Below are 23136 nucleotides of genomic sequence, written 5' to 3'. Positions count from 1 at the left end.
TAAACATGGTAATTTCTCACGCTCTATTGGACGATGTCATCGAAGCATTTGAGCTATTGAAACTATCTCTGTGTTTTTTCGACCAAGAACTATCGCGCTCAGAACGACCTGTTTCTCTGCCAACAGAGTCAGATACAACCATCATCACACATAACGACGCTATCAATCAGGTTCGGCAAAGATACACTGACATCTGGCATAGCGACCAACAGGATGGCCGCAGGACACATTCCAGTTACGGACTAGTAGGCGCTGACGAGAACTTACTTAATGCCGCCTTCCAGCTTAATATCTGCAAAGATCGTTTACGGCATACAGTTAGCGCGTTAAAAAAATCCGAACTGAGCGACGTATCGCAACAGCTCTACCAAAGATCACACGCACTAGCACTTGCTCTGAACCATCAAGGATTAGGCCGCCTGCATTTAAAGCAATGCTATCGACATATTCCACAACTGGATTCCCGTCCAGATACAATCAGATTCAGCTGGTACAGTAGCGGCCGGAGCATTTGTAAACTAACTGCGAAAAATGCAATGGAAATGCTGCTGAAACTTGATACATCACAAGAACATATCGTAAGGCAGATAGAGAAATTATCCCCCTTAAACAAAACAACGATAATGGCCCAGATACAAAAGCAAGCACCGGTCATTCGCGCCAATATGGCATGGAAAACCGGCGTAAAAAGCTGGCGACGAATGGCCAGAAATTGTCCACTCCCTATACTCGTACCCCTGACGGAAGATGAATTTCTACCCGAATATAATCATTTAACATTAACACCACCACCCGAAAGAAGTCGTGCCCTTCGCTCAGACAGCCTAATTGATCCTGAGCCTTTTTTACCGAGTTTACGTATTCATCTTTATAGGAACTAATGCGTTATGAATACCAATACACTTCATCATCTTGCCACCGGTCTGGCTTTTGGTTTCTTAATTGGCTGGTATTTTCTGTTCAAAACGCTGGGTTTTATAGAATGGACAACAGCGCAAATGCCTGAAGGATATGAAGGAAGCGGGCTCATGCTGGCAATTGGAACAGTAATGGCACCGGCGTTTTATATCTGGAGTCGTTTTAACCGGTTTGTGGAGAAAAAACTGAACATTAAAGGCATATATTATGAAGATAGTTATTATCAGAAAGATCTCCGACCTGATAATACTAATAAGAAAAAAGACCGGGACTAGCCCGGTCTTTATCAATTAAGCCACTTATTACAAATTAGCGATTCGATTTAAACCTGCAATCGCAGCAACACGATACGCTTCGGCCATTGTTGGATAGTTAAAGGTTGTATTAACGAAGTACTTAATCGTATTCGCCTCGCCTTCCTGACGCATAATGGCTTGCCCGATATGGACAATTTCAGACGCCTGATCACCAAAGCAATGAATACCTAAAATGGCTAGCGTCTCACGATGGAACAGGATTTTTAACATACCGACCGGCTGTCCTGAAATCTGTGCCCGTGCCGTATCTTTGAAGAAAGCCTGACCGACCTCATACGGAATACACTCTTTAGTCAGCTCCTCTTCGGTTTTACCCAGCGAACTAATTTCGGGAATAGTGTAGATACCCGTAGGGACCTCATTTATATAACGAAAACTATCATCGCTCACTAAATCAGCCGCCGCAGAACGCCCTTGATCAAGCGCGGCCGAAGCTAAGCTTGGCCATCCGATAACATCACCGACAGCATAAATATTATCTACCGAGGTTTTATAATGATCATTAACGGCCAGTTGACCACGACTATTTGCTTCTAAACCACTGGCTTCAAGGTTCATATTATCGGTATTACCAGAACGACCATTACACCACAAGAAAGCATCAGCGCGAATACGTTTACCTGATTTCAGATTCAGAATAACGCCGTGGTCATCACCTACTACACTCTCATACTCTTCATTGTGACGAATTTTAACCGATGTATTACGCAAGTGATAACTCAGCGCATCAGAAATTTCACCATCAAGGAAAGACAACAGACGATCTTGCGTATCAACAAGGTCAACTTTAACGCCCAGACCACTAAAAATGGAGCAGTACTCACTACCAATAACACCAGCACCATAAATAATTAAGGTTCTTGGCGTATGACTCAACTTCAGAATAGTATCCGAGTTATAAATACGCGGATGTGAAAAATCAATATCAGGCGGGCAATACGGGCGAGAACCGGTGGCAATTACGACACTCTTTGTGCGTAGGGTTTCTTCACCTTTTGCTGACTCTTTTACGATGATAGTATTTTTATTTTCAAATTCAGCTCTACCAAAAAAAACATCTACACGATTGCGTGCATAAAAATTAGTACGCAGCATTACCTGATTAGACATGACTTTTTCGGCGCGTTTCAGCACCTTTGAAAAAGAAAACCACCGCGGCTCCCCTATATCACGGAACATAGGGTTGGTATTAAATTCGATAATCTGTTTTACCGAGTGACGTAACGCTTTAGAAGGAATAGTTCCTTTATGAGTACAATTACCACCAACGGAGTCCTGTTCTTCAATAATCGCGACCCGACGCCCATGTTTAGCAGCATTCATCGCCGCGCCTTCCCCAGCAGGGCCAGATCCAATCACGACAACGTCATAGTCATAAACAGCCATCAATATCCCCTTAGTTTTACATTATACCGCTTTAATATCAGTCAATTAGGTTCACATATTTTGAAATAGACTGCAATTGATAAGCAATAAATCAACTTTTTGTTTTAACTTCATAAGCCAGATCATCTGTTTTAGCTAGCTGCGTAATGCGACGATTTTTTTCATCTTCATCTTCGCAAATAGTTTTATCACCACCACAGACATCACATGCAGTATCCATCCCTAACGAAGCCATGCCACCGCATGAGCCCGCAATTGGCTTTCCGCCCATAATAACACCGACAGACATCGCAAGAACAATCAACAACAACGCCGCAAAAACAATTAAAAAAATACCCATAATAACCTCAGTTTACCAAACGTTTATCAAAGCCTGGTGTCATTTTCTCTATAAAACCCTGTTCAGATTTCACAATAAACAAAGCATCTATATTGTGTTTGACAGCGTAATCATAAGCAACAGTGTCACCCATCACCATAAACGCTGTTGCCATCCCATCAGCTTCTGCACACGTGGGCATCAGAACCGTAACGGACGCTAACTGATGCGAAATAGGCCTGCCCGTTGTTGGATTAATAGTATGGGAATAACGAACACCATTCTCTTCAAAATAATTGCGATAATCACCCGAGGTGGCTATGCCGGTATCACTGACACTAAGAACATCCTGAACCTTACGCTCACCAATGAGAGGGCTTTCTATCGCTATTTTCCAATCTTGATTTTCAGGCTTAACACCTTTTGCCCTTAATTCGCCGCCAATCTCTACCAAATAATTATCGATGCCATTTTTTTCCATGATGCCAGCCAGCACATCAACCCCATAACCTTTTGCGATCGCCGATAAATCGACATATAACGCCGCCTGCTTAGAGGCTCGTTTACGATCAGCATCGAGCACTAGTTTTTGAAAACCAATACGTTGTTGAAGTAATAAGATTTCGTCATCTTTGGGTGCTTTTATAACGCGCCCATCGGGGCCAAACCCCCACAGATTAACCAAAGGCCCAACGGTGACATCAAATGCCCCTGCCGTTTTCTGACTAATATCCTGGGCAAGACTGAGTACAAAAAACAATGCTTCACTGGCGTCAACCTCACCACCTGCCGGTAATTTATTAAACAGCGATAACTCAGAATCAGGTATATAAGTCGACATAGACTGATTAACATCAAGCAACGCCTGATGCACCTCATCTTCTAACGCCGCAACACGCCCGGTATTCTGGTCCACCCACTTTACGGTGAAGCTAGTCCCCATTGTCATCCCGCTAAAAGAGACAATACCGCTATCTTGCTTTTGCTCACTACAAGCCGACAAAAACAAAATGGCCAGCAGCAATGCTGCCGGCCATTTAGGGATACGAAAAATAGCATCCATCAGTGTCTAACCACCAAAGTCATCTAAGAAGATATTATCCTGCTCTACACCCAGATCCAGCAGCATCTGAACAACAGCGGCATTCATCATGGGCGGCCCACACATGTAATATTCACAATCTTCAGGCGCTTCATGATCCTTAAGATAATTCTCTAATAACACGTTATGAATAAAGCCCGTCTTACCCTCCCAGTGATCATCCGGTTGCGGATCAGACAAGGCTAAGTGCCACTGGAAGTTTTCATTCTCAGCCTGCAGCTGATCATATTCTTCATTGTAGAAACACTCACGCAGTGACCGTGCACCGTACCAGAAAGAGATCTTACGTTTTGATTTCAGTCGTTTAAGCTGATCAAATATATGCGAACGCATCGGCGCCATGCCCGCACCGCCACCGATAAAGACCATTTCATTGTCAGTATCTTTAGCAAAGAACTCACCAAACGGACCATATACTGTGATTTTATCACCAGGTTTTAAACTGAACACATAAGAAGACATTATTCCCGGAGGAAGCGTATCTTTTCCAGGTGGTGGCGAAGCTATACGGATATTGAATTTAACAATACCTTCTTCTTCAGGGTAGTTCGCCATAGAATAGGCACGGATAACAGGCTCAGTCACCTTAGAAACATACTTCCATTGGTTAAACTTATCCCAGTCACCGCGATATTCCTCATCAATATCGAAGTCTTTATAATAAACTTCGTGAGCAGGTGCTTCCAACTGCACATAACCACCCGCACGGAAGTCTACATTTTGTCCTTCAGGCAAACGTAGCGTCAACTCTTTGATGAAAGTAGCAACGTTAGGGTTAGACTCAACCGTACATTCCCATTTTTTAACACCAAAAATTTCTTCCTCAAGCTCAATTTTCATGTCCTGCTTTACAGCAACCTGACATGATAAACGCCAGCCATCTTTGGCTTCACGCATAGTGAAATGTGATTCTTCTGTTGGCAGCATAGCGCCACCGCCTTCAAGAACCTGACATTTACACTGAGCACAGGTACCACCACCACCACACGCCGACGGAACAAAAATGCCAACATTGGATAATGTTTGCAGTAATTTTCCACCTGCCGCCACAGTGATAGATTTTTCCGGATCATTATTAATGTTAATAACGACATCACCGGAACTTACTAACTTTGAACGCGCTGCCAGAATTACCGCCACTAGTGCAAGCACTACGACGGTAAACATGACAACACCGAGAACGATTTCAGCATTCATGGGCTTACTCCATCCTTTTGTTGAACATGCCTAGCAGAATTACAGCTGAACACCAGAGAAAGACATGAAACCCAGAGACATCAAACCGACAGTAATGAAGGTAATGCCCAGGCCACGCAATCCATCTGGAACGTCGCTGTATCTCAATTTTTCACGAATACCGGCTAACGCAGCAATCGCTAACGCCCAACCAACACCCGCACCCACACCATATACAATACTTTCACCAAAATTATAATCGCGCTCTACCATAAAGAGAGCGGCACCCATAATGGCGCAGTTAACGGTAATTAGTGGCAGAAAGACGCCCAGCGCGCTATAGAGCGCAGGGAAAAACTTATCCAGTACCATTTCAAGGATCTGAACGATCGCCGCGATCACGCCTATATAGGAGATATAACCCAGGAAGCTAAGATCCACTTCAGGATAACCCGCCCATGCCAGCGCGCCTTCACGCAACAGACCATTGTATAGCAAGTTATTAAGCGGTGTTGTTATCGCCAACACCACGATAACCGCAATACCCAGACCAATCGCCGTACTGACTTTCTTAGAGATTGCCAGGAATGTACACATCCCCAGGAAAAAAGCTAATGCCATGTTCTCAACGAAAATAGCCCGAATCGCTAAGCTGATATATTGTTCCATCACACAGCCCCTCTTTTGCTATTAGGCGCCATTATGAACTCAGGTGCTTCCACTTGTTTCTTATCAATCGTACGCAGAATCCAGATGAATCCACCGATGATAAAGAAAGCACTTGGCGGTAGTAGGAACAAGCCATTGGCCTGATACCAGCCACCATTGGTCGCTAATGGCAAAATTTCTATTCCAAACAGGCTTCCAGAACCGAACAATTCGCGAATGAAACCAACAAACATCAGCACTGCACCATAGCCCAGACCATTACCGATACCGTCCATGAAGGAAATCCCTGGCGGGTTCTTCATAGCAAAAGCTTCAGCACGCCCCATAACGATACAGTTCGTGATAATAAGACCCACGAAAACCGACAACTGTTTAGAAACATCATAGGCAACTGCTTTCAAAATCTGATCCACAACAATTACCAAGGACGCGATAATAATCATCTGACAGATAATACGAATGCTGCTCGGCATATGATTACGAATCATAGAAATAAACATATTTGAGAAGGCAGTAACAACAGTTACCGCCAACGCCATTACGAACGCCGTATTCAGATTAGTGGTAACCGCCAATGCAGAACATATACCCAGAATTTGCAAAGCAATTGGGTTATTTCTGACAATGGGACTTAACAAAACGTCTTTAGTTTCAGACATAATTTAAACCTCCCCTGCTTTCAGATTAGCCAGGAACGGTGCATAACCATTCTTGCCCATCCAGAATTGAACCAGGTTGGTCACGCCCTTACTGGTCAGGCTTGCACCTGACAGGCCATCAATCTGGTACTCAGCATTGGCGGCGGCGGGATCAACCTTACCTTTAATCAAGGCTATTTTAGGGTCTGAAAAATCACCATCATAAACTTTCTTACCCGGCCAAAGCGCTTTCCATGAAGGATTGTCAACTTCACCGCCTAAACCCGGCGTCTCAGCATGAGAATAAAAACCCAAACCTACCACGGTATTCAAATCACCCTCTATCGCTAAAAAGCCGTAAAGAGTTGACCACAGACCATAACCATGAATTGGCAGAATAACAGTTTTGACCTCACCTTCTTTCTCAACAAGGTAAACCGTCTGATATTGTGACTGACGCTTGATAGAGGCGATGTCTACGCCTCTGCTGAGCGCTTTAGACAGTTCAGGATCTCTGGACGCCTTACGCACATCAAAGGTGGCAGGATCTACCGCTTCTGAAAATTTGCCGGTTTCCAGATCGATCACTTTACTGGTGATCGTCGCAAAGAGTTCATTGACTGTTTTAGACGGATCCAATAAACCCGCCGCTGCTAGAATATTGGTTCTTCTATCCAGCTCTTTGTTGGCGAGTTGCTGCGGCTTCAACAGTACCGCAGCAGCAGATACGATCACAGAACAGACTACGCAGAGCAGTACTGTCACGGTAATCGTTTTACCGATAGTATCGTTTTTAGCTGACATTACGTGACATCCTCCGCTTAATGTTCGCCTGAATAACAAAGTTATCAATCAGGGGCGCGAACAAGTTACCGAACAAAATCGCCAACATCATACCTTCAGGAAACGCGGGGTTAACGACACGAATTAACACCACCATGATTCCAATCAGCGCACCGAAATACAACTTACCCGTATTCGTCATTGATGCGGAAACAGGGTCTGTAGCCATAAAGAACATACCGAAGGCAAAACCACCCAACACCAGATGCCAATAAAACGGCATGGCGAACAACGGGTTAGTATCGGAACCGATAATATTCAGTAAAATAGTCATGCCGACCATGCCGCCAAATACACCAGCAACGATTCGCCACGAGGCCACTTTCGCGACCAGCAAAACAGCCCCCCCCAGCATAATCGCCAGCGTTGATGTTTCACCAACAGAGCCCTGAAGCTGGCCTAAGAAAGCATCCATCCAGGTGACATTATTCGCTAGAATATTATCAACACCGCCTGCTGCGGCCAACCCTAGGGGCGTCGCACCAGAAAAGCCATCAACGGCTGTCCAGATTGCATCACCCGACATTTGAGCGGGATATGCGAAAAACAAGAAGGCTCGACCAGCCAATGCAGGGTTCAGGAAATTTTTTCCTGTGCCACCAAACACCTCTTTACCGATGACTACCCCGAAGCTAATACCTAAAGCAACCTGCCACAAAGGCACAGACGGAGGCAAAATCAACGCGAACAGAATAGAAGTAACAAAGAAGCCTTCGTTAACTTCATGACCACGTTTCATCGCGAACAGGACTTCCCAGAAGCCGCCCACAACAAAAGTTACCGCATAGATAGGTAGCCAATACACAGCACCATGGATCATATTATCCCAGATACTGCTTGCATCGAAGCCTGTTAATGCGCCTGCAATTGCACCGCGCCAGCCTTCAGCTTCGGTCAGGCCCATACCAGCCATAGCCGTATTTGCCTGATAGCCGACATTATACAAACCCGCAAATATTGCCGGGAACGTACAAAGCCAAACCAGAATCATGATACGTTTAAGGTCAACACCATCGCGCACATGCGATGCTGTTTTAGTAACAGATCCCGGTGTATAGAAAATGGTATCGGCTGCTTCAAACAACGCATACCAACTTTCGTACTTACCGCCTTTATGGAAATGCGGCTCCATTTTATCAAGTATATTTCTGATACTCATTCGTTGCCTCTCTTAGGCTTCTTTCTCTATGCGCGTCAGATTGTCGCGAAGGATTGGACCGTATTCATACTTACCAGGGCAAGCAAAAGTACAAAGTGCCAGATCTTCTTCGTCGAGCTCCAGGCATCCTAACTGCATAGCAGTTACGATATCACCGGTGACTAGCGCACGTAGCAATTGAGTTGGCAAAATATCAAGCGGCATCAGTTCTTCAAACTGTCCCACAGGAAGCATTGCTCGTTCAGAACCATTACTAGTGGTCGTGAAATCGAACTTTTTGCCAGACGAGAGGAACGATGTAAAGACATTCAGAACCGAAAATTTATTGGCACCAGGCATAGCCCATCCAAAGAACTCTCGTTTATTTCCTTCAGTCAAAACGGTTACCTGATTAGCATAACGCCCCAGATACCTCATAGATCCTTTAGCGGTTCGCCCATGCCAGACAGAACCATTAATCCATCGATTCTCACCGGTCGACAACAACCCCACCATCAACTCATCCAAATTAGCGCCCACGCGCGTCCTAAGAATAGAAGACTTGTTAACATTCGGCCCCGCAATGGAGATGAAACGCTCGACAAACAGACGACCCTCAGTAAATAACTTACCAAAAGCGACAACGTCCTGATAACCAATAGTCCAGACAGTTTTCGTACGGGACACAGGATCCAGAAAATGGATATGTGTTCCTGCATTGCCTGCAGGATGCGGCCCTTCAAACTCTTCGACGGTCACGCCATCAACGCTGGGAACTTTAGCACCCGGGGCCTTGCACAAATAAACTGCTTTGTCAGTTAGCTTAGTCAGTACCGTTAAACCATTGGCAAAATCTTCAGAATATTCATTAATGAATAGCTCTGGATTAGCGGCCAGCGGATTGGTATCCATTGCTGTTACGAAAATAGACACAGGCTGGGAAGGAACGGCAGGCACTCGACTAAATGGACGAGTACGTAACGACGCCCAAAGACCTGAAGCCTGTAGGTTTTCAACCACCTGTTCACGCGTCAGGCTCATTAGCTGAGCAGCATCATAACGTGCGAATTCTATTGCATCTTCTTCAGCGTCCAGTTCAATAACAACCGTTTCAAGAACCCGACGTTCTCCCCGGTTGATCTCTGTTACCACACCAGCACCTGGTGCAGTTATCTGAACACCTTCAGTTTTCTTATCGGAAAAGATCACTTGACCGAGTTTTACTCGATCACCCACCTTGACGGCCATTGTTGGTTTACAACCAATATAGTCTGGACCGCTCACGGCGACCGATCGAATTACCGGCACAGCACTTTTAACTGCTTGCTCCGGCGCACCCGTTATCGGTAGATCCAGACCTTTGATGATCTTGATCATACACCTCACCCAATCACGATTAAATTTTTCGAGACTTAGCTTCCGTTTTATCAGATTAAATATACAAATACAGAATCGCCTGCATATGTTCTTATCTGATTTTATTATTCGGAAAACTAACAACCCCACCTAAAAACTTTTTAAGTATACCTGAGCGTTACACTCTATATCTACAAAGACCCTCGGCAAAACCGCTGCTACCTTGGCCTTACATTGGCTAAATGCCTAGACGTATTAAGTCTTAGCTTATAACTTTATCGAATATAAGCCAGCTATCCAAAAAAAAACCGCTTTTGACGGTTTTTTTATGACAAATATCAACTATTTATTAACGTTAGGAAATGCAGGCAAAGTGACATTAGCCATCTTCTGAGCCATACGAATAACCTGACAGCTATAACCAAACTCGTTATCGTACCAAACATACAACACGCAACGCTTACCCGTAGCAATCGTAGCCAACGCATCAACAATACCGGCCGCGCGCGAACCGACAAAATCAGATGAAACAGCTTCAGGAGAGTTACTGTAATCTATCTGTTTCTGTAAAGGTGAATGCAATGCTGCGTCACGCAGATAAACATTCAAACCATCACGATCGACTTCTTTCTCAAGATTCAGGTTCAGAATCGCCATTGAAACATTAGGGGTAGGCACACGGATAGCGTTACCGGTCAACTTGCCTTCCATTTCAGGCAACGCTTTAGAAACAGCCTTAGCCGCACCCGTCTCAGTGAGAACCATGTTGAGCCCGGCAGCACGACCACGACGATCACCTTTGTGGTAATTATCAATCAGATTCTGGTCGTTAGTATAAGAATGAACCGTCTCTACGTGACCATTTTCAATGCCGTAAGCATCGTTAACTGCCTTCAGTACAGGCGTAATCGCATTGGTGGTACAAGAGGCGGCGGATAAGACCAGATCTTCATCCGTAATATCATCATGGTTAACACCCATCACAATATTTTTGATACCTTTACCCGGCGCTGTTAACAGCACACGCGCAACACCTTTGGATTTCAAATGCAGAGATAAGCCTTCTTTATCACGCCACATACCCGTGTTATCAATAACGATCGCATTATTGATGCCGTATTCTGTGTAATCAATCTGGTCAGGCGCATTAGAGAAGATAACTTTGATCTCGTTACCATTCGCGATCAACGTATTGTTTTCTTCATCAATCTGGATCGTGCCTTTGAACGATCCATGTACAGAATCACGACGTAGCAAACTCGCACGTTTTTCCAGATCATTATCAGCATTGCCTTTACGTACAACAATCGCACGCAGACGTAATGACTGCCCTCCACCCGTACGTTCAATCAACAAACGCGCCAGCAAACGACCAATACGACCGAAACCGTACAACACGACATCAGTCCCCTGGCGATCTTCTACACCGATAACCGTCGACAACTGCTCTTCCAGGAATTCTTTCATGGTACGACCATTACCAGATTCACGGAATTTCACAGCCATCTTGCCGATATCAACATGCGCACCACTAACATCCAGAGCTTCTAAAGCCTCTAATATAGGATAAGTCTCGATAACGGTTAACTCATCGACGTCCATTTGACGCGCAAAACGGTGCGCCTTCAGAATATCAATCACCGAGCGCTTAACAATCAGACGGCCGTACACAGAAGTCTCAACATTACGATCACGGTATAAACGACCGATCACCGGAATCATTGCTTCTGCAGTCGCTTCCCGCTCTTTCCATTCAGTGAATACTTGATCTTGGCTCACGGACATCTCCAACTTCACATCAACTTACATTAAAAATTGATCGACATTATCCATTTTTATAGCGCTTCGGGCAAATATGATATCTCTATACTTTAGCCGGACGTTTTTTCAAGGGCTTATATCGCTTTTTTCATCCTACCTGTATTATAAGGCACTTCTCATCATACTGTTGCAGGAGAAGTTTCGTGACAAATTTGGTATTTCCGATACCGACAAAACCAGGTGATATCAAATGGATTGGCCAGGCACATCAAAGCGCTGCCGGATTATTGATTGCACAGGCCGCCTTAAAGCACCAACAACTCACACTGGTTATTACCCGTAACAGCGACACGGCAAGCCTCCTTGAGAATGAAATTCATTTTTATTCAGCCGCGCAGAACCTGCAAATATTACCGTTTCCTGATTGGGAAACACTGCCGTATGACTCTTTTTCACCGCATCAGGATATTACCTCAACACGCGTCAGCACATTAAAACAGCTGTCTCAGCTAAAACACGGCGTTGTTATTGTTCCGATCAGTACGTTAATGCATCGCATAGCCCCGGCCAGCTTTTTACACGCACACTCATTGTTATTAAACACCGGCCAGTCGCTTAATATTGATAAACTCAGACAGCAACTAACTGATTCAGGCTACCGCGCCGTAGAAACCGTTCATGAGCATGGCGAATACGCAGTCAGAGGCTCAATTATTGATCTCTTCCCCATGGGATCTGATACGCCTTACCGAATTGATTTATTTGACGATGAAATCGATTCGTTACGTACTTTTGATCCTGAGTCGCAGCGATCCATTGATAAAATCGAACAGATTCGCCTGCTTCCCGCCAGAGAAGTCCCATTAACTGATCAAGCGATAACCCGCTTCAAACAAAAATGGCGTGAAAACTTTGATGTTGATCACCGTCGTTGCCCAACATATCAGGATGTTAGCAACGGCTTTGCACCGCCTGGCATCGAGTATTACTTACCCCTGTTTTTTGAAGAGACAGCAACGCTCTTCGACTATCTCCCCAAAGAAACACTAATAATCACAGATGGATCACTGGAAGCACCCTGCCAGAATTTTTGGCAAGATGTTAACAACCGTTACGAAGATCGCAGGCATGACATTGAACGCCCTATTCTGCAACCTCGCGCTATCTTCACATCCAAAGATGAATTTTTTGGCGCACTGAAATCATTCCGGCGGATACAGTTCAGCGATTCTTCGCTCGAAGACTCTGCAGGGAAAACTAATTTACCGTGCAAGCAAACTAATGAGCTCACAGTAAACGCGCAATCATCGACACCGCTTGCGCTGCTCACCAGCTTCCTCGACGCTCACCCTAATGAAAAAATTCTTTTTTGTGCTGAATCAGCCGGTCGCAGAGAAGCGCTTCAGGAATTACTCGCAAGAGCACAGATTAAACCTACGATTGTCGAAAACTGGGGTAGTTTTCTTAAAGGCAAACATACCTGCGCATTAACAGTTTATCCGATTAATCGCGGACTCAGCATCCCTGGCTCCCTGCATGTTATTTCGGAATCCCAATTATTCGGGCATAGGGTTTTCCAGCGTCGCCGCCGTGCCAGAGAAAAAGATCAATCCGATCTGATCGTACGCAACCTCGCTGAATTAGCACCCAATGCTCCCGTTGTCCATATAGACCACGGGATCGGACGTTATCTCGGCCTGGAAACTATCGACCTTGACGGCCAGACTAATGAATTTGTAGCGCTGTCATATGCCAACAATGCCAAGCTTTATGTACCGGTTGCATCGTTACATCTCATCAGTCGCTATAGCGGCAGCAGCGACGAACTCGCGCCACTACACCGACTCGGCACAGAACAGTGGACCAAAACGCGCCAAAAAGCAGCGGAAAAGGTACGCGATACCGCCGCAGAACTGCTCGACATTTATGCCCGACGTGCCGCCCGCATAGGTTTTGCTTTTAGCGATCCAGATCAGGATTATCAGCAGTTTGTGTCCGGCTTCCCTTTCGAAGAAACACCAGATCAGGAACTCGCCATTGATTCGGTGATTCACGACATGACATCGCCACAGCCGATGGATCGACTGGTGTGCGGCGATGTAGGCTTTGGTAAAACAGAAGTTGCAATGCGAGCTGCTTTTATTGCTGCCCATTCAGGCAAACAAGTGGCCATCCTGGTGCCCACTACACTACTCGCACAACAACACTTTGATAACTTCAAAGACCGCTTTGCTGACTGGCCTGTCACGATTGATCTCATTTCACGCTTTCGTACCAGCAAACAGCAGAACGAGACCATTGCAAAAATCAAGGACGGCCAGATTGATATCATTATAGGCACACACAAATTACTGCAGGGTGATATTGTTTTCAAGAATCTTGGACTGGTGATTATTGATGAGGAACACCGCTTTGGTGTGCAGCAAAAAGAACGCCTGAAATCACTTCGTTCCGAAGTCGACATTCTGACGATGACTGCCACGCCGATTCCTCGCACATTAAATATGGCCATGTCAGGTATGCGAGATTTATCTATCATCGCAACGCCACCTGCTCGCCGACTCGCCGTGAAAACCTTCGTACAACAATCAGATACACCGCTTATTAAAGAAGCAATTCTGCGCGAGCTTTTACGTGGCGGACAAGTGTATTATTTACACAATGAAGTTAAAACTATTGAAAAAGTAGCCGAAGAGCTGTCGGCACTGGTGCCTGAAGCGCGTATCGGCATCGGTCATGGCCAAATGCGTGAACGTGAACTTGAACAGGTGATGGCCGACTTTTACCACAAACGCCATAACGTCTTACTCTGTACCACCATTATAGAAAACGGAATTGATATTCCTAACGCCAATACCATCATCATTGATCGTGCCGACAAGTTCGGCCTGGCACAGCTGCATCAATTACGCGGACGCGTAGGACGCTCGCATCATCAAGCCTATGCCTACCTGCTCACTCCGCCCCCGAAGAACATCAGCGCGGATGCCAGCAAACGCCTTGAAGCGATTGCGTTAGCCGAGGATCTTGGTGCAGGATTTACACTGGCAACTCATGACTTAGAGATTCGTGGTGCGGGTGAATTATTAGGTGATGATCAAAGCGGGCAAATTCAGGGTATAGGCTTCAATCTCTATATGGAAATGCTTGAAGAAGCCATTCAATCCATTAAAGAGGGAAAAACTCCCAATATGGATAAACCCTTACATCATGGCGCTGAGATCAACCTGCATATTCCAGCGCTCATCAAAGATGACTATCTTCCTGATGTACATAATCGCCTGATCATGTATAAACGTATTTCCAGCGCGAAGGATGAAACCGAACTTAAAGAACTGCAGATCGAGATGATTGACCGTTTCGGCTTACTGCCTGAAGCAACCAAGAACTTGTTCCGGTTAACATCACTCAAATTAATAGCTGAACATATGGGTATCGTTAAATTAGATGCTGGCAGCCAAAGTGGTCGCCTTGAGTTTGACCCAGCGACTAAAGTGGATCCATTCACATTAGTGTCACTGGTACAAAAACAGTCACTAAAATATAAGTTAGAGGGCGCCAGCCATCTCCGCTTTTCTCTGGAAATGGATGATACAGAACAACGATTCAGCGCTGTCGAAAACTTACTGAAAGAACTAGGTAAAGTAAATTCATGAAAAAACTAATCCCTTTCTGCTTAGCTCTATTTTCGCTTGTCTTGCACAATCCACTGCAAGCAGCCTCAAGTTATGGCATCGAAGTACTGATCTTCAGCCGTGACAATGCATCCGCTAACAGCGAATACTGGCCTACACCAGACACACCGCCTGCTACTGGCATTAGTCTGGGCAATAGCTACAGAGAACGCTCACCTACAAGCTTCATGATGAAAAGCACTGATCAGAGAATCCGCAATGCTGGCGGTTTACGAGTGCTCTATCACAAAGCCTGGAACCAGCCCGTAAGCAAGGGACGGAACTCGCAACCCGTCGCTATTCGCGGAGGAGCAATGATGGATGATGGGTATTATGAGCTAGAAGGCGCGATTACTGTTGATCGGGGACACTACCTGCACTTTAAACCGGATTTACAGTTACGCCGTACGGTATCGCTGGACGATGGATCAGTAAGAACGATTACTGCAGTTCTGAATGAGCCCCGCCCGATGAAATCGAAGGATGCTCATTATATTGACCACCCTCTCTTTGGCATTTTAGTTTACGCAACGCCTTTAGACTAATAAAAAGTCTGACCCACGCCATTCAAAGATTTGCTTAACTATGAAGCTCTGACATCTCCCATTTTCAGAGCCGCTGATAAAGGCCAGTTCATCACCAAAGTGACGACCTGGCCTTATAGATAATTTAACGTTATAGATAGTTGAACGTTACTGCTTTAATTTTTGCTTACGAGGGTTCGTAAAACATAGTGCAAAATACCGCCGTGCTGGTAATAACCCCACTCACTTTCAGTATCTATTCTTACGTTAAGCTCAAAATTAACAACCTTACCGTCGGTTTTCTTTGCTTCAGCTTTAATCTGTTCAGGCTTATCATCTAAGCTACTGAAACTAAAAATTTCAGTCCCCTCTAAGCCTAAAGATTCAGCACTGTCGCCCGGCATATACTCCAGTGGAAGCACGCCAAAACCGACTAAATTGGAACGGTGAATTCGCTCGTAACTTTGCGCAATGACGGCTTCAATGCCGAGTAATTTTGTGCCTTTAGCCGCCCAGTCCCGGCTTGAACCCGTGCCATATTCTTTGCCCGCCAACACTACCAGTGATGTTTTATTTTCTTGATAGCGCATAGCGGCGTCGTAAATACTGGTCACTTCGTCATTAGGGAAGTAACAAGTAAAACCCCCTTCCGTTTCCGGGGCTAACTGATTCCGCAGGCGGGTATTAGCGAAGGTACCGCGCATCATCACTTCATGGTTACCGCGCCGTGAGCCCAAGCTGTTAAAGTCTTTAACGGCAACACCCTGGTCTTGCAAATAATGGCCTACAGGACTGTCGGCTTGAATAGCACCTGCCGGCGAAATATGGTCAGTGGTAATTGAGTCACCCACTTTAACAATACAACGGGCGTTTTTAATCGTCGGCAACTCAGGCACATCACGCGTAATACCCTCAAAAAACGGAGGATTTTTAACGTAAGACGATTCAGGCCAGCTATACGTTTTACCCTCTGGCACAGGTAATTCCCGCCATTGATCGGTGCCTTCAAATACGTCTTGATAGCGCGACTTAAACATTTCAGCAGACACCGAACTGGCTATCAAATTACTGACTTCCTGAGCGGTAGGCCAAATATCTTTTAAGAATACTGGCTTGCCCTCATTGTCATGACCCAGAGGCTCCTTGGTTAAATCTTTTGTCATAGTGCCTGCTATGGCATAAGCAACCACTAACGGTGGTGATGCCAGGTAGTTAGCACGCGTATCCTGATGAATTCTGCCTTCAAAATTTCGGTTACCGGACAGCACCGAACTGACTGTGAGTTTACCTTTATGGATGGCATCGCTAACCACCTTCGGGAGAGGGCCTGAGTTACCAATACAGGTGGTGCAACCAAAACCCACTACATCGAAGCGCAGTGCCTGAAGATCACCTAACACACCCGCTTTTTCTAAATAAGCAGGAACAACCTGAGAGCCTGGTGCGAGCGACGTTTTAACCCATGGCTTAGTGGTCAACCCGCGTGCTCTGGCTTTTTGTGCAACTAACCCAGCAGCAATCATCACGGCCGGGTTCGACGTGTTGGTGCACGACGTTATAGCGGCAATGACCACGTCACCATGTTGTAGGTAGTGAGTGCTGCCATCAATATCTATTTCTACGGCACCTAACGGAGGTGCATTACGGCTGAGAGTATCGTTATCAAGTTCAATGCCTTGTAATTGCATATGCCCAAGGAAGGCACTTTTTGCATCAGTCAGCGCAATTTTATCCTGAGGGCGTTTAGGACCCGCAATGCTAGGCACAACCTCGGCTAAATCAAGTTGTAAGCTATCAGAATAGTGTGCGGGTGTAGCACCCTCTTCGCGCCAAAAGCCTTGCGCTTTGGCATAGGCTTCAACAATTCTAATCTGGTCTTCTTCGCGACCACTTAAGCGCAGGTAGGTCAGTGTTTCATCGTCAATCGGGAATATGCCGCAAGTAGCGCCATATTCAGGTGCCATATTGGCGATGGTAGCGCGGTCAGCGACTGGAAGATTGGCAAGACCATCACCATAAAACTCAACGAATTTACCGACGACGCCTTTCTCGCGTAATATTTTGGTTACCGTTAATACGAGGTCAGTGGCTGTGGCACCTTCATTTAAAGACCCTTTGAGTTCAAAGCCTATCACCTCGGGCAGCAACATGCTGACGGGTTGTCCTAACATGGCAGCTTCGGCTTCAATACCACCAACGCCCCAGCCAAGCACGCCAAGACCATTAATCATGGTCGTATGTGAGTCAGTACCGACCAAGGTGTCTGGTAGCAATAGAGTCTCGTCAGGTTTGGTTTTGTGCATGACAATTTTTTGCATAACAACATGGGCGAGATATTCAAGGTTAACCTGATGCACGATACCCGTACCCGGTGGCACGACACGAAAATCAGAGAATGCTTTTTGCCCCCAGCGTAAAAACTGATAACGCTCTTTATTGCGTTCAAACTCGATAGCGGTGTTCTTGCTCAAGGCGTCTTCTGAGCCAAAGAAGTCGACCATAACCGAGTGGTCGATGACGAGATCTACTGGCACTAAGGGATTGATTTGGTCTGGATCGCCTTCGAGTTTAATCATCGCATCGCGCATGGCTGCTAAATCGACAATAGCGGGTACACCGGTGAAATCCTGTAATACGACGCGTGCGGGTGTGAAGGCAATTTGTTGCTGGGACGGCGTTTTAGCATCCCAGGCACATAAGGCTTCAATATCGTGCTTGTGAGTATGATGACCATCCTCATTTCGCAACAAGTTTTCGAGTAAAATTTTCATGCTATAGGGAAGCTTTTGTACAGCATCTTGATTGGGCAGGCGGGTAATGTCATACATTGAAAAGGTTGACTGGTTAACATCTATGTCGCGCTTAGTATCAAAGCTATTGTTGCTCATGTATTGAACCCCTTACTTGTCTACATTAAATCCTCCACCAGACTTTTGATCTAGTGGAGGAAAACTGTCAATCAGGCTTATCAGTCACGGCTCCGGTAGAAGCAGAGCTTACTGTTCTCGCATATTTTGCTAGCAGCCCTCTGGTATATTTTGGTGCAGGCTGTTGCCAGTTCTGCTTTCTCCTGGCCATTTCTTCATCGTTGATATTGAGCGTGATCTCACGTTTTTGCGCATCAATGGTAATACTATCACCATTTTCTACCAGCGCGATGGCACCGCCCTCGTAGGCTTCAGGCGTGATATGGCCCACCACAAAACCCCTGCTGCCGCCTGAAAAGCGACCATCGGTGATAAGCGCGACATCGTTACCTAAGCCTTTGCCCATAATTGCCGAGGTGGGGCTCAACATTTCCCGCATGCCAGGACCGCCTCTGGGGCCTTCGTAACGAATCACAACTACGTCACCGGCAACCACCTGGCCATCAATGATAGCGGCAAAACCTTGCTCTTCTGAGTCATACACTTTAGCCGTGCCAGTAAAACACAAACCCTCTTTGCCTGTGATTTTTGAAACCGCGCCTTCAGGTGCTAAATTACCGCTGAGTATCACCAAATGACTGTCTTTTTTGATGGGTTTATCAAAAGGTAAAATAATAGTCTGCCCTTCAGGATAATCAGCTACCCCGGCCAAATTTTCGGCCATGGTTTTGCCGGTAACTGTCATGCAATCACCGTGCAGCATGCCAGCATCTAACAAACGCTTCATCAGGGGCTGAATGCCACCGATTTCAATTAATTCAGACATCAAATATTGGCCACTTGGACGCAAGTCGGCAATTACCGGAGTTTTTTCACCAATGCGCACAAAATCATCTAATGTCACTTCCACGCCTACGGCGTCGGCCATCGCAATTAAATGCAGCACGGCATTGGTAGATCCACCTAGCGTAATGGTCAGCGTAATCGCATTCTCAAATGCCTTTTTTGTCATTATGTCAGAGGGTTTAATGTCATGTTCGAGCAAGTAAACAATGGCTTTTCCTGCATCGATACAGTCTTGTTTCTTATTTTCTGAAACCGCATTTTGCGCAGAGCTGTTCGGCATACTCATGCCCAACGCTTCAATCGCCGAGGCTAAGGTATTTGCCGTATACATGCCGCCGCAAGAGCCGGGCCCGGGGATCGCGGTTTTTTCAATATGCTCCAACTGAGTAATGGGAATATTGCCGCTGGCATAACCGCCCACCGCTTCGAATACTGACACAATATCTGTGTGGTTTTCGCCCGGCAAAATTGTCCCGCCATAAACGAAGATCGAAGGCCGATTCAGGCGTGCCAGACCCATCAGACATCCGGGCATATTTTTATCGCAGCCGCCAATAGCAATAATGCCATCATGCCCCATACCGGCCGATACGGCCTCTATAGAGTCACAAATAACTTCACGCGATACCAAAGAATACTTCATGCCTTCGGTGCCCATGGAGATACCGTCAGATATGGTAATGGTGTTATAAATCACGCTTTTAGCACCGGCGCTATCGACACCCTTACCCACCTCTTCTGCAAGGGTATTAATGTGCATGTTGCATGGCGTCACCATTGACCATGTTGAGGCAATACCCACCTGCGGTTTTTTGAAATCTGCGTCGCCAAATCCTACCGCCCTTAACATAGCGCGACTAGGAGCCTGAGCTGCACCATCTACGATTTTTTTTGAATATTTGCGCAGTTTATCCGTACTCATATTTTTATCTTCTTTGTCAGCTTCAGAAAATGCACAATAAAATTGTACAAGCAAATAAACAATCTAGAGAAAGCCTTCTTGGCACAATCTTTCGTGTAACACTTTTATATGTGCCGGGCCAATTTCGCAGCAGCCACCAATAATCGAGGCCCCCTCTCTTACCCAGCCCATGGCATATTCTGCGTATTGTGCTGGACTCAAGTCTTGACGAACCTCTAGCTGCTCAACAGTACCGCCCGGCTGCAAAGGTCCTACCGAAACAAAACCATTGGCATAAGCACCCATCTTCTTACCTATGCCCCGCAACTGCGGCAAGCACCCATTAATAGCCTCGGGGTGGCTACAATTTAACAGTATAGCCTCAGCCCCCAAAGAGGCGAGTACGGGCAGTGCTTCATCTAGCCGCTCGCCACTGCGTAATAGTCCCGGATGAAAGTCACTAATAGTGAGCGCCACCCAGACGGGCTTGCCACTTTCCATTGCCGCTGTGCAGGCGGCACGTGCCTCATTGATTGAGGCCATCGTTTCGCACAAGAAAATATCACTGACGGGCGATTGCAACTCAACCAAACGACGATAAGCGTCCAGTGAAGCTTCGTACGGTAGCGATACATCTGGGCGGTAACTGGCAACTAGCGGCGGCAAACACCCCGCTATGGCAACATCAGTGCGTTCGGACAGCTCAATGGCATCTAAGGCAGCCTCCATAGCAGACCTGTGAAGCGTCTCCAATTGAGCCAACTCATTTTCCCGTGCCAGACGCTGTGGTGTCGCGGTATAGGTATTGAGCGTGATAACACGCGCACCACTCTCAATAAAATCGAGATGCAAGTCTCGCACTATCATTGGCTCATTCAACATAATGTCGGCAGACCAAAGAGAGGTAGTTTTACGCGAGCTTCTGCGTAAAAGCTCCTGTCCCATGCCTCCATCAAGTAGTGTGATGTGATTCAATCTTTTTTACTCCAATCTGTGTCTGTTGCCAACGCAAGCATGCCTTGATTTGCGCCAAGCAGAAATTGTTTAATCAGATGACGAACATCGCCATGAATTCGTGAACCGGCGTTGCTGCTAGTTTTGCCTGAGCCTTGCAAAGTGCGAAGATCTGATCGCAGCGAAAAGCAGGAAAACGGGTCGCCAAGTTACGCTTGAACTTGTTTTCAAGCAGAGGAATACCTTCCGCACGGCGGCGGCGATGGCCGATAGGATACTCAACCACCACGTCTTCGGTACTGGTGCCGTCCTTGAAAAACACCTGAATAGCGTTAGCGATTGAACGTTTCTCAGGGTCATAGTAATCGGCACTGAACTCGTCGACCTCTACAATTTCCATTTTATCGCGCAGTTCATCGATCAGCGGGTGAGCCGCGTGGAAGTCATTCTCGTAGTGCTCGGCCACCAGATCGCCGAAGATCAGCGGCACGGCAACCATGTATTGAATGCAATGGTCGCGGTCAGCAGGATTGGCCAGCGGGCCGCTCTTGGAGATAATACGGATGGCCGAATCATGGGTGCGGATGATAATTGTGTCGATCTGGTCCATCTTATCCTTAACCTCAGGGTGCAGCGTTACGGCACACTCACAAGCGGTCTGAGCGTGGAACTCCGCAGGAAAGGAAATTTTGAACAGCACGTTCTCCATGACATAGGTACCGTAAGGACGCTGGAAGCTGAATGTGCGCTGTTCTTCAGGTTTCAGCGCCAGATCCTTATTGGTGTGGCTAAAGGACACATCGTAGAAGCCCCACTGCGGTGTGCTCAACACACTCGGGATACCCATTTCTCCACGCATGGTAATGTCGGCCAAACGAACCGCACGTGAAGTCGCATCACCGGCCGCCCAAGACTTACGAGAACCGGCATTAGGCGCGTGCCGATAGGTACGCAGAGCAGAGCCGTCAACCCAGGATTGCGAAATAGCAGCCATAATCTGCTCACGGTTACCGCCCATCATCTTAGTAACAACCGCGGTAGACGCCAGCCGCACCAGCAGTACATGGCACAGACCCACACGATTAAAGGAGTTATCCAGCGCCATCACGCCCTGGATCTCATGAGCCAGAATCATTCCTTCTAGTACTTCGCGCATGGTCAGAGGCGCTTTACCGTTGGCCACATTCACCTGAGACAGGTAGTCGGCAACTGCCAGAATACCCCCCAGATTATCGGAAGGGTGCCCCCACTCTGCCGCCAGCCACGTATCGTTGAAGTCCAGCCAACGAATCATACAACCGATATCCCACGCCGCTTTAACGGGATCCAGCCGGTAACTGGTACCCGGTACGCGGGCCCCGTTAGGGACTACGGTACCTTCAACAATGGGGCCAAGATGCTTAGTACACTCAGGGAAGCGCAGGGCCAGCAAGCCACAGCCCAACGTGTCCATCAGGCAGTTGCGGGCAGTATTCAGAGCTTCACTGGATTCGATCTTGAAGTTCAGCACATAATCGGCGATATCTTGAATTTCCTGATCGTAATCAGGTCGGTCGTTAATGTCGGAAGTTGCGTTCATTGAGTTCACCTATTCCTTTAAGAGTACGTTAAACCTTAGATGTTCAACATAAACGACACCGGCATTTAATAATCGATCCCGCAGCTTACGTACAGATTGCTTTTTCAGCTCCAGGCTACGCTGGACTAGCGCTTTAATCAGCTGTATAGCTTTGACATTATTGTTACA

Annotated in this window: 18 protein-coding genes; 4 read left to right on the top strand and 14 right to left on the bottom strand. The window is 46.4% G+C overall.

Annotated elements, in window-relative coordinates:
- Window positions 1-5: 5 nt before the first annotated feature.
- Both Nant_RS08905 and Nant_RS08900 read left to right on the top strand, forming a co-directional pair.
- Window positions 6-881 (top strand): DNA replication terminus site-binding protein, encoded by an 876-nt coding sequence (locus Nant_RS08905; RefSeq protein ID WP_054341294.1) that lies wholly within the window; start codon window positions 6-8, stop codon window positions 879-881.
- 6 nt (window positions 882-887) lie between these two features.
- Window positions 888-1193, top strand: coding sequence for a hypothetical protein (locus Nant_RS08900; protein ID WP_054341293.1), 306 nt, complete (start codon window positions 888-890; stop codon window positions 1191-1193).
- A gap of 27 nt (window positions 1194-1220) precedes the next feature.
- On the opposite strand, the gene sthA is transcribed toward Nant_RS08900, so the two are convergent.
- From sthA to Nant_RS08850, 10 genes are all read right to left on the bottom strand, one after another.
- Window positions 1221-2621: a Si-specific NAD(P)(+) transhydrogenase gene (sthA, locus tag Nant_RS08895; protein ID WP_054341292.1), complete on the bottom strand. Its 1401-nt coding sequence runs from the start codon at window positions 2619-2621 to the stop codon at window positions 1221-1223.
- A 91-nt stretch (window positions 2622-2712) separates the two neighbouring features.
- Window positions 2713-2961, bottom strand: a complete 249-nt coding sequence (gene nqrM, locus Nant_RS08890; protein ID WP_054341291.1) for a (Na+)-NQR maturation NqrM — start codon at window positions 2959-2961, stop codon at window positions 2713-2715.
- Window positions 2962-2968: 7 nt separating this feature from the next.
- On the bottom strand, window positions 2969-4003 hold the full coding sequence (locus Nant_RS08885) for an FAD:protein FMN transferase (protein ID WP_054341290.1): 1035 nt from the start codon (window positions 4001-4003) through the stop codon (window positions 2969-2971).
- Between the two features lie 6 nt (window positions 4004-4009).
- The gene (nqrF, locus tag Nant_RS08880; protein ID WP_054341289.1) at window positions 4010-5239 is read right to left on the bottom strand and encodes an NADH:ubiquinone reductase (Na(+)-transporting) subunit F; all 1230 of its coding nucleotides are present in this window, start codon (window positions 5237-5239) and stop codon (window positions 4010-4012) included.
- 39 nt (window positions 5240-5278) lie between these two features.
- Window positions 5279-5887: an NADH:ubiquinone reductase (Na(+)-transporting) subunit E gene (gene nqrE, locus Nant_RS08875; RefSeq protein ID WP_054341288.1), complete on the bottom strand. Its 609-nt coding sequence runs from the start codon at window positions 5885-5887 to the stop codon at window positions 5279-5281.
- Window positions 5887-6546 (bottom strand): NADH:ubiquinone reductase (Na(+)-transporting) subunit D, encoded by a 660-nt coding sequence (locus Nant_RS08870; RefSeq protein ID WP_054341287.1) that lies wholly within the window; start codon window positions 6544-6546, stop codon window positions 5887-5889. The genes nqrE and Nant_RS08870 overlap by 1 nt, the downstream gene beginning before the upstream one ends.
- A 3-nt stretch (window positions 6547-6549) precedes the next feature.
- Complete coding sequence (locus Nant_RS08865) at window positions 6550-7329, bottom strand: Na(+)-translocating NADH-quinone reductase subunit C (RefSeq protein ID WP_054341286.1); 780 nt, start codon at window positions 7327-7329, stop codon at window positions 6550-6552.
- Window positions 7319-8527 carry an NADH:ubiquinone reductase (Na(+)-transporting) subunit B gene (locus Nant_RS08860; protein WP_054341285.1) on the bottom strand — a complete coding sequence of 403 codons (1209 nt, stop codon included), beginning with the start codon at window positions 8525-8527 and terminating at the stop codon, window positions 7319-7321. Before Nant_RS08860 ends, Nant_RS08865 begins: the two co-directional genes overlap by 11 nt.
- A 12-nt stretch (window positions 8528-8539) precedes the next feature.
- Window positions 8540-9883, bottom strand: a complete 1344-nt coding sequence (locus tag Nant_RS08855) for a Na(+)-translocating NADH-quinone reductase subunit A (RefSeq protein ID WP_054341284.1) — start codon at window positions 9881-9883, stop codon at window positions 8540-8542.
- A gap of 321 nt (window positions 9884-10204) precedes the next feature.
- Window positions 10205-11647, bottom strand: coding sequence for a glyceraldehyde-3-phosphate dehydrogenase (locus Nant_RS08850; protein WP_054341283.1), 1443 nt, complete (start codon window positions 11645-11647; stop codon window positions 10205-10207).
- A gap of 179 nt (window positions 11648-11826) precedes the next feature.
- On the opposite strand from Nant_RS08850, the gene mfd reads away from it, so the two are divergent.
- Both mfd and Nant_RS08840 read left to right on the top strand, forming a co-directional pair.
- Entirely contained in the window at window positions 11827-15279 is a 3453-nt protein-coding gene (gene mfd / locus Nant_RS08845) for a transcription-repair coupling factor (RefSeq protein WP_054341282.1), read from the top strand.
- Window positions 15276-15842 carry a CsiV family protein gene (locus tag Nant_RS08840; protein WP_054341281.1) on the top strand — a complete coding sequence of 189 codons (567 nt, stop codon included), beginning with the start codon at window positions 15276-15278 and terminating at the stop codon, window positions 15840-15842. The genes mfd and Nant_RS08840 overlap by 4 nt, the downstream gene beginning before the upstream one ends.
- Before the next feature lie 155 nt (window positions 15843-15997).
- On the opposite strand, the gene acnA is transcribed toward Nant_RS08840, so the two are convergent.
- The 4 genes from acnA to Nant_RS08820 all read right to left on the bottom strand — a co-directional run bounded on the left by acnA (window position 15998) and on the right by Nant_RS08820 (window position 22968).
- Entirely contained in the window at window positions 15998-18709 is a 2712-nt protein-coding gene (gene acnA / locus Nant_RS08835) for an aconitate hydratase AcnA (protein ID WP_054341280.1), read from the bottom strand.
- 67 nt (window positions 18710-18776) lie between these two features.
- A complete protein-coding gene (gene ilvD, locus Nant_RS08830; protein ID WP_054341357.1) occupies window positions 18777-20456 on the bottom strand; it encodes a dihydroxy-acid dehydratase in 1680 nt (559 codons plus the stop codon).
- A gap of 63 nt (window positions 20457-20519) precedes the next feature.
- Window positions 20520-21410: a homocysteine S-methyltransferase family protein gene (locus Nant_RS08825; protein WP_054341279.1), complete on the bottom strand. Its 891-nt coding sequence runs from the start codon at window positions 21408-21410 to the stop codon at window positions 20520-20522.
- Between the two features lie 73 nt (window positions 21411-21483).
- The gene (locus Nant_RS08820) at window positions 21484-22968 is read right to left on the bottom strand and encodes a bifunctional 2-methylcitrate dehydratase/aconitate hydratase (RefSeq protein ID WP_054341278.1); all 1485 of its coding nucleotides are present in this window, start codon (window positions 22966-22968) and stop codon (window positions 21484-21486) included.
- Between the last annotated feature and the right edge of the window lie 168 nt (window positions 22969-23136).

The organism is Neptunomonas antarctica, assembly GCF_001305295.1.
GTDB classification, from domain to species: Bacteria; Pseudomonadota; Gammaproteobacteria; order Pseudomonadales; family Balneatricaceae; genus Neptunomonas; species Neptunomonas antarctica.
Note: the sequence above shows the minus strand (reverse complement) of the source record. Positions and strands in the feature narration are given on the sequence as shown.